This window comes from Metabacillus niabensis (assembly GCF_902829255.1).
Classification (GTDB): Bacteria; Bacillota; Bacilli; order Bacillales; family Bacillaceae; genus Metabacillus; species Metabacillus niabensis.
The window spans coordinates 1-7,101 of record NZ_CADEPK010000275.1; the positions used below are offsets into that span (position 1 = coordinate 1).

The 7,101-nt window shown below is 33.6% G+C and carries 6 protein-coding genes; all 6 read left to right on the forward strand.

Translation table 11 applies throughout. From position 1 onward, the window contains the following. The first annotated feature begins 159 nt into the window (after positions 1-159). The 6 genes from sodA (at position 160) to pstB (ending at position 6,754) form a co-directional block, all read left to right on the forward strand. Entirely contained in the window at positions 160-768 is a 609-nt protein-coding gene (sodA, locus tag HU235_RS16155) for a superoxide dismutase SodA (RefSeq protein ID WP_095299794.1), read from the forward strand. Between the two features lie 399 nt (positions 769-1,167). After that, positions 1,168-2,457: an MFS transporter gene (locus HU235_RS16160; RefSeq protein ID WP_174880866.1), complete on the forward strand. Its 1,290-nt coding sequence runs from the start codon at positions 1,168-1,170 to the stop codon at positions 2,455-2,457. A 488-nt stretch (positions 2,458-2,945) separates the two neighbouring features. Then, the gene (locus tag HU235_RS16165) at positions 2,946-3,938 is read left to right on the forward strand and encodes a PstS family phosphate ABC transporter substrate-binding protein (protein WP_095299796.1); all 993 of its coding nucleotides are present in this window, start codon (positions 2,946-2,948) and stop codon (positions 3,936-3,938) included. Between the two features lie 174 nt (positions 3,939-4,112). Continuing rightward, complete coding sequence (gene pstC, locus HU235_RS16170; protein WP_095299924.1) at positions 4,113-5,018, forward strand: phosphate ABC transporter permease subunit PstC; 906 nt, start codon at positions 4,113-4,115, stop codon at positions 5,016-5,018. Positions 5,019-5,020: 2 nt separating this feature from the next. Continuing rightward, positions 5,021-5,905, forward strand: a complete 885-nt coding sequence (gene pstA / locus HU235_RS16175) for a phosphate ABC transporter permease PstA (protein WP_095299797.1) — start codon at positions 5,021-5,023, stop codon at positions 5,903-5,905. A gap of 84 nt (positions 5,906-5,989) precedes the next feature. Beyond that, entirely contained in the window at positions 5,990-6,754 is a 765-nt protein-coding gene (pstB, locus tag HU235_RS16180; RefSeq protein WP_233452249.1) for a phosphate ABC transporter ATP-binding protein PstB, read from the forward strand. Positions 6,755-7,101 lie beyond the last annotated feature (347 nt).

The following is a 7,101-nucleotide window of genomic DNA, read 5'->3' on the forward strand; positions in this document are numbered from 1 at the left end:
ATATAGAATATTATGCATATAACAATAAAATAAGCATAAAATGATAGTTGGGATTAAAGCTTTTCAATTGAAAGAAATCAACAATTTTGGTAATCTTAAATTGAAAAGCTAAATGGCTTTCTCGCTAAAAGTTGTACATAACAAAGGAGGATATTTAAAATGGCTTATGAATTACCACAATTACCTTATGCATACGATGCACTAGAACCACATATTGACAAAGAAACAATGAATATTCACCACACAAAGCATCATAATACTTACATTACAAATGTTAATGCTGCATTAGAAGGTCATTCGGATCTTGCAAGCAAAAGTGTTGAAGAATTAGTTTCTAATTTAGATGCTGTTCCTGAAGCAATCCGTACCGCTGTTCGTAACAATGGTGGTGGACATGCTAACCATAGCTTATTCTGGACAATTCTTTCACCAAATGGCGGTGGTGAGCCAACAGGTGAACTTGCAGAAGCAATTAATGCTAAATTTGGAAGCTTTGAAAGCTTTAAGGAAGAGTTTGCAAAAGCTGCAACTACTCGTTTTGGTTCAGGTTGGGCTTGGTTAGTTGTTAACAATGGTGAGTTAGAAGTTACAAGCACTCCGAATCAGGATTCTCCATTAATGGAAGGAAAAACTCCAATTCTTGGATTAGATGTTTGGGAGCATGCTTACTATTTAAATTACCAAAACCGTCGTCCTGACTACATTGCATCATTCTGGAATGTAGTAAACTGGGATGAAGTTACAAAACGTTTTAACGCTGCAAAATAAGTATTTGTCTTTAAAAAGGAGTTAACCTAGGTTAGCTCTTTTTTTATGCTCTTTTTTAAAAGATTGTAGTTTTTGACACTATTATATAAGGGTTGATTGTAGCTACTCGTAAGACAGCTACTTCAATGAGTGGTACAGGTAAATAGGTAAGCAGGTGTTTATAATAAATGATTCTCGCCGTCCACCGTGGAAAGCGGAAGCGAACTACACGAAGAAATCAAGCAAAACGTAATTTAATAAGATGCAACAAAGTTTACGAAAACAGCCTTTATTATATTTAGCTTATTATCCTCTTGTTAACATAAAAACTCCTCCAATATATAGTCGATTAAAATAAGTATACATATCTACAAAATGATAAGACAGACTATGTAGTAGAAGTTGAAGGGGAGTTTTTTTATGTTTAAATTGCAAAAGATTTTTGGAGATGTTCAAGTAAGTAAAGATTTATTATTGTTATTAGCAATAGGTGGGTTATATTCCTTAAGCATCGCTTTATCAAATACCTTCGTTAATGTGTATTTATGGAAACAATCAGGTGAATTTCTTGACTTGGGTATTTACAATCTTTCCATAGTGGTTATGCAGCCATTAACATTTATTTTTGCAGGAAGATTAGCCAAAAAAATAGACCGTGTCATTATTTTGCGTTTAGGAGTAATTTTTTTAGCAATATTTTTTCTAACTGTATTAGTAATTGGTGATTTAGCAGCGAAGCTCTTAGTTGTAATTGGTGGTACGTTAGGAATTGGCTATGGTTTCTATTGGTTAGCCTTTAATGTACTTACGTTTGAAATTACTGAGCCCGAAACAAGGGATTTTTTTAATGGTTTTTTAGGAATTATGAATTCCACTGCTGGTATGGTTGGTCCAATAATCGCGGGATATGTAATTTCTCGATTGAAAAACTTCACAGGGTACACTACCATTTTCACAATTTCCTTAATACTATTTTCGGGAGCAGTTATATTAAGCTTTTTTTTAACAAGGAGACCTGCAGAAGGAAGTTATTTACTCAAACGAATAATACAAGAACGCAAACATAATCAAAATTGGAAAAGAATTACGAATGCCCATTTTTTTCAAGGATTACGTGAGGGGACATTTGCTTTTGTTATAGGTGTATTTGTTTTTATAACAACAGGCAGTGAATTAGCTTTAGGGAAATTCGGATTAATCAATTCAGCAGTTGCGTTTTTAGCCTATTTTTTAGCAGCAAGAATAATAAAAAAGTCAAAAAGAAAAATCTATATTCTAATGGGAGGCATCCTATTATATTTATCGATTTTTATCATCTTGTTCGATTTGACTTATCAAAAGTTAATTATTTATGCTGTATTAATCGCGATCGGATATCCAATGCTTTTAGTTCCATACTCTTCTATAACGTATGATGTAATAGGGCATGCCTGGAATATTGCAAAAGCAAGAATTGAGTATATCGTAGTAAAAGAAATTTTTTTAAATGCTGGTAGGATTGGCTCAATAGTGTGTTTTATTATTGCCGTAAGATTTTTTAATGAAAAGCAAAGCATTCCTATATTATTAGCAATTATAGGGATCGGCCATTTACTCATTTTCTTTTTTGTAAGAAAGATACACCTTAAGGGCGGCAAAGAAATAATTGATGAAACAGGACAAAAGCCAGTAAGAAAAGCAAATTTAGTTGATGGTGATAGTGGAGCATAAAAAATATCTTTAATAGATAACTCATGTTTGTAGGCAAAAGAGGGTAGCTCAAAACCAAAGGTTCAGACTCCTCAAACACAATATCTAGACTAATGACTATATATCAGTGTTTGTTGGCGGGTAACCCTTTTGAGAAACCCTCTTTTTGTATATTTATTTAGAATATAAATAAAAATTTAAGTTAGTATGAGAAAGTCAATCTGTTTTCTGGGAAGGTGAAATAATCAAACTTGCTACCTTAAAGTCTTATAAACATATTTAAGTCATTACTTTTTAATTGCATTCAACTCTAAAAGTAATGTACAGTTTTTAAATTTTCATCCTCTCTTGCCGTTCTTCGAAAGTTAACTCCGTTATTAAACAAAATATGACAAACTCCATCACGAATTTACAAAACCTTTACATTTACTTAAAACGTCATTAATACTCAAACGTTATTCTAATACTCGTAGGACAAAACAAAAACAGTATTTAGGGGGAATATGGCAATGAAAAGCTTTAAGAGCTTAGTACTACTTTTAGTAATGGGATTTTTAGTAATATTCTCAGCTGCATGTGGCAGTGGAACAACTTCAGAAGAAGATACAAGCACAGGCTCTGGAGATACTAAAGAAAAAGAAACTGCATTAGAAGGTAGTGTCGTAATCGATGGCTCTGGTACAGTTTATCCTTTCATGTCAAAAATGGCGGAAAATTACATGTCTGAAAACGAGGAAGTTTCTGTTGAAGTGAGTCGTGCAGGTACTTCTGCTGGATTCGAAAAGTTTCTTGTAGCTGATAACGGAACTGATTTCAACGATGCATCTCGTGAGATTAAAGATGAAGAAAAAGCTAAAGCTGAAGAATTAGGTATTGAATACAAAGAATTCCAAGTTGCTCTTGATGGTTTAACATTTGTTATCAACAAAGAAAACGATTGGGCAACTGAAATGACTCAAGAAGAAGTAGTGAAAATCTTCCTTGCTGAAGGTGGAGTAACAAAATGGTCTGATATTAACCCTGATTGGCCAAATGAAGAAATAAAGCCAATGGGTCCTAACGAAAACCATGGTACAAACGAATTTATGTTTGAAACTATTATGGAAGAAAAAGATTTTGTTGATACAGTAAATTTACAACAAGAATACTCTACTCTAGTAGATCTTGTTTCTAAAGATAAAAATGCAATTGCGTTCTTTGGATATGGCTACTACGATAGCAATAAAGATAAACTAAACGCAGTAAAAGTTGACTTTGGTAATGGTCCAGTTGCTCCAAGTTTAGATACAATCGGTTTAGATGATGATGCTGCTTACAAACCATTTACTCGTCCAGTATTCACATACTTAAACGTTGGAATGGCAAAAGAGAAGCCTCAAGTTCTTGATTATGCTATCTACACAATGGAGAATGCTCAAACAGTAGCTTCTGAAACTGGATTTGCTCCATTAAAAGATGAAGTAATTGAAGAGTCTATCAAATACCTAGAAGGATTAAAATAATCATCTTTACCTAAATTATAAGAAGATGAGAAGTAGATGAGAAGTTTTACTTCTCATCTACTTAAGTGTTTCCTCTAAACTAACTATCTACTAATATTCACCTCACATAATGTCATCATATATGGAGGATGAAAGGGGTTTTCGATCTTGGATAATAAGGTAAGCATCCGTGACATGATTGAAAAAAAGAGAAGCTCTACAAATCTAACTTCTGTCACAGAAAAGGTTATACCTAAATTCTTATTAATTATTGCTACTATATCAATACTCACAACTCTCGGAATAGTTATTACTCTTTTAACTGAAACAATAAACTTTTTCAAAGATGTTCCATTTTTAGATTTCTATACTGGAACAATTCTAAAACCACTAGGTGATGATGCACAATTTGGAGTACTGCCATTGCTTACAGGAACAATTTATTCAACAGTTATTGCAATGTTTGTAGCAATTCCTGTTGGTTTAATGGCAGCAATTTATTTAAGTGAATATGCTTCCGATAAAGTGCGAAGAATTTTAAAGCCTATACTTGAGATTCTTGCAGGTATCCCTACAATTGTATATGGATTCTTTGCATATACTTTTGTTACACCGCTATTAAGATCATTTATTCCAGCTTTAGATCCAACAAATATTTTAAGCCCAGGAATTGTAATGGGAATCATGATTATACCTATGGTTGCGTCACTTTCAGAGGATGCTATGAGTTCTGTTCCAAACTCGATGCGGGAAGGTGCTCTTGCTCTTGGTTCAACCAAACTTGAGGTAACTTGGAAAGTTGTTATTCCAGCAGCTATATCTGGAGTTATAGCCTCATTTGTCTTGGGAATATCTCGTGCTATTGGGGAAACGATGATTGTTGCAATTGCAAGTGGAAGTAATAAGGACTTTACTTTTGATATAACACAATCAATGCAGACGATGACTGCTTATATCGTTGAAGTAACAGGTGGAGAAGCTCCTGCTGGTTCAACGATTTACTACAGTTTGTACGCTGTTGCAATGACATTATTTGTTTTTACACTCATAATGAACCTCATTGCCCAGTATATTTCTCGTAAATATAGGGAGGAGTATTAATTATGAAGTATGTAGATGTCGAACAAGTACAAAAGAAGATGGGGTCCCGTTTACTTGTAAATAATCTTGCAAGAACTCTTTTTCTATTAGCAACGCTGTTCGGTTTAGTCGTTTTATTAACACTGATTTATAGAGTGGTATCAGATAGTATTGGATGGATTGATTTTCAATTTATCACAAGTAAGCTGTCAACAACTGCCGAACGAGCAGGAATAATGGGTGCAATTGCAGGTACATTATGGTTAATGGTCGTTGTTGCACCTGTTACAATGTTTTTAGGAGTGGGTACAGCAATTTATTTAGAAGAGTATGCAAAGAATGGAAAATTAAAATCTTTTATTCAAACAAATATTTCTAACTTAGCTGGTGTTCCATCCGTTGTATTCGGTATATTGGGATTAACTGTATTTGTGCGTGGCCTAGAGTTAGGAAACATTGTTCTTGCCGGTGGTCTAACAATGTCTTTATTGGTGCTTCCGATAGTTGTAGTTGCAAGCCAAGAAGCTATTCGTGCCGTACCACAATATCTTAGAGAAGCATCTTATGGTATGGGAGCTACAAAATGGCAAACAATTAAAAACATTGTCTTACCTGCAGCGATTCCAGGAATTTTAACTGGTCTTATCCTCTCTCTTTCAAGAGCTATTGGTGAAACAGCTCCACTCGTTGTTATTGGTATTCCAGCATTGTTAATTCCACTTCCAGATGGAATTTTTGATAAATTTACTGTTTTACCAATGCAAATTTATTATTGGACTGTTGACTCAGCACTTGTAGCTGAGTACGCAAATCTTGCTGCTGCTACAATTGTTGTTCTATTAATTGTCCTATTTTTAATGAATTCAATTGCAATTTTTATTAGAAATAAGTTTCAAAATAGATTTTAATTTATTTGGGGGTTTTTAAATATGGCAGTTTTATCCGATAGCAAAAAGAATAATGTTACGAATTTTGAAAGAGATGAGAAGCCAATGGATAAAAAAGATATAGTTTATGATACAAAAGATTTAAATTTATGGTACGGTGAGGATCATGCATTAAAGAATATTAATCTCTCAATTTTTCAAAATGAAGTAACAGCAATTATCGGTCCTTCTGGTTGTGGAAAATCAACATTTATTAAAACTTTAAATAGAATGGTTGAATTAATACCGGTTGTTCGAATTTCAGGAGATATCCGATATAGAGATAAGAGTATATTAGATAAAAGTTATAAGGTTGAGGATTTAAGAACTAGAGTAGGAATGGTTTTCCAAAAACCAAATCCATTTCCTAAGTCAATATATGATAATATAGCTTATGGACCTAAAATACACGGTATAAGAGATAAAAAAATTCTAGATGAAATTGTTGAAAGAAGCTTACGTGGAGCAGCAATTTGGGATGAAGTTAAGGATCGATTAAAAGAAAATGCATATGGCCTTTCCGGAGGTCAGCAGCAGCGTCTATGTATTGCTCGATGCTTAGCTATTGAACCAGATGTTATATTAATGGATGAACCAACGTCAGCTCTTGATCCAATATCAACTCTTAAGGTTGAGGAGTTGATTCAAGATTTGAAAAAAGATTATAGTATTATCATTGTTACACATAATATGCAACAGGCTGCTCGTATTTCAGATAGAACGGCGTTCTTCTTAAATGGGGAAGTTGTTGAATTTGATGTAACTGATAAAATCTTTGCAAATCCAAATGATAAAAGAACAGAGGATTATATAACAGGTCGATTCGGTTAATCTAAATAGAAAAAAATCGTGCATGTCCAAGATGCACGATTTTTTTCATTATATCTATTTTTTATTATGAAAGCGTGATGATGGGAATATATATAAGTACGTAGGAGGTAGTGAATATGAGTATAAGAGAACGGTTCGAAATTGATCAAAAAAAATTGAGAGATAAATTAATCGAAATTGGAAGTCTTACTGAAGTGGCACTTAGTAAGTCCTGTCTCTTATAAAAACTTAACGCGGCCGCCGAACCCCCTTGTGTAGATTTGGGGGGTCCCCGGTCCATTAAAAAAAAAAAAAATCAATACAATATGAAACGTGTATACAACACATATAAAAAGAGATGGAGACAG

Bases quoted from the DNA above. Each gene is read 5' to 3' on its own strand.
- sodA (WP_095299794.1), top strand. From the start codon at position 160: ATGGCTTATGAATTACCACAATTACCTTATGCATACGATGCACTAGAA.
- HU235_RS16160 (WP_174880866.1), top strand. From the start codon at position 1,168: ATGTTTAAATTGCAAAAGATTTTTGGAGATGTTCAAGTAAGTAAAGAT.
- HU235_RS16165 (WP_095299796.1), top strand. From the start codon at position 2,946: ATGAAAAGCTTTAAGAGCTTAGTACTACTTTTAGTAATGGGATTTTTA.
- pstC (WP_095299924.1), top strand. From the start codon at position 4,113: ATGATTGAAAAAAAGAGAAGCTCTACAAATCTAACTTCTGTCACAGAA.
- pstA (WP_095299797.1), top strand. From the start codon at position 5,021: ATGAAGTATGTAGATGTCGAACAAGTACAAAAGAAGATGGGGTCCCGT.
- pstB (WP_233452249.1), top strand. From the start codon at position 5,990: ATGGATAAAAAAGATATAGTTTATGATACAAAAGATTTAAATTTATGG.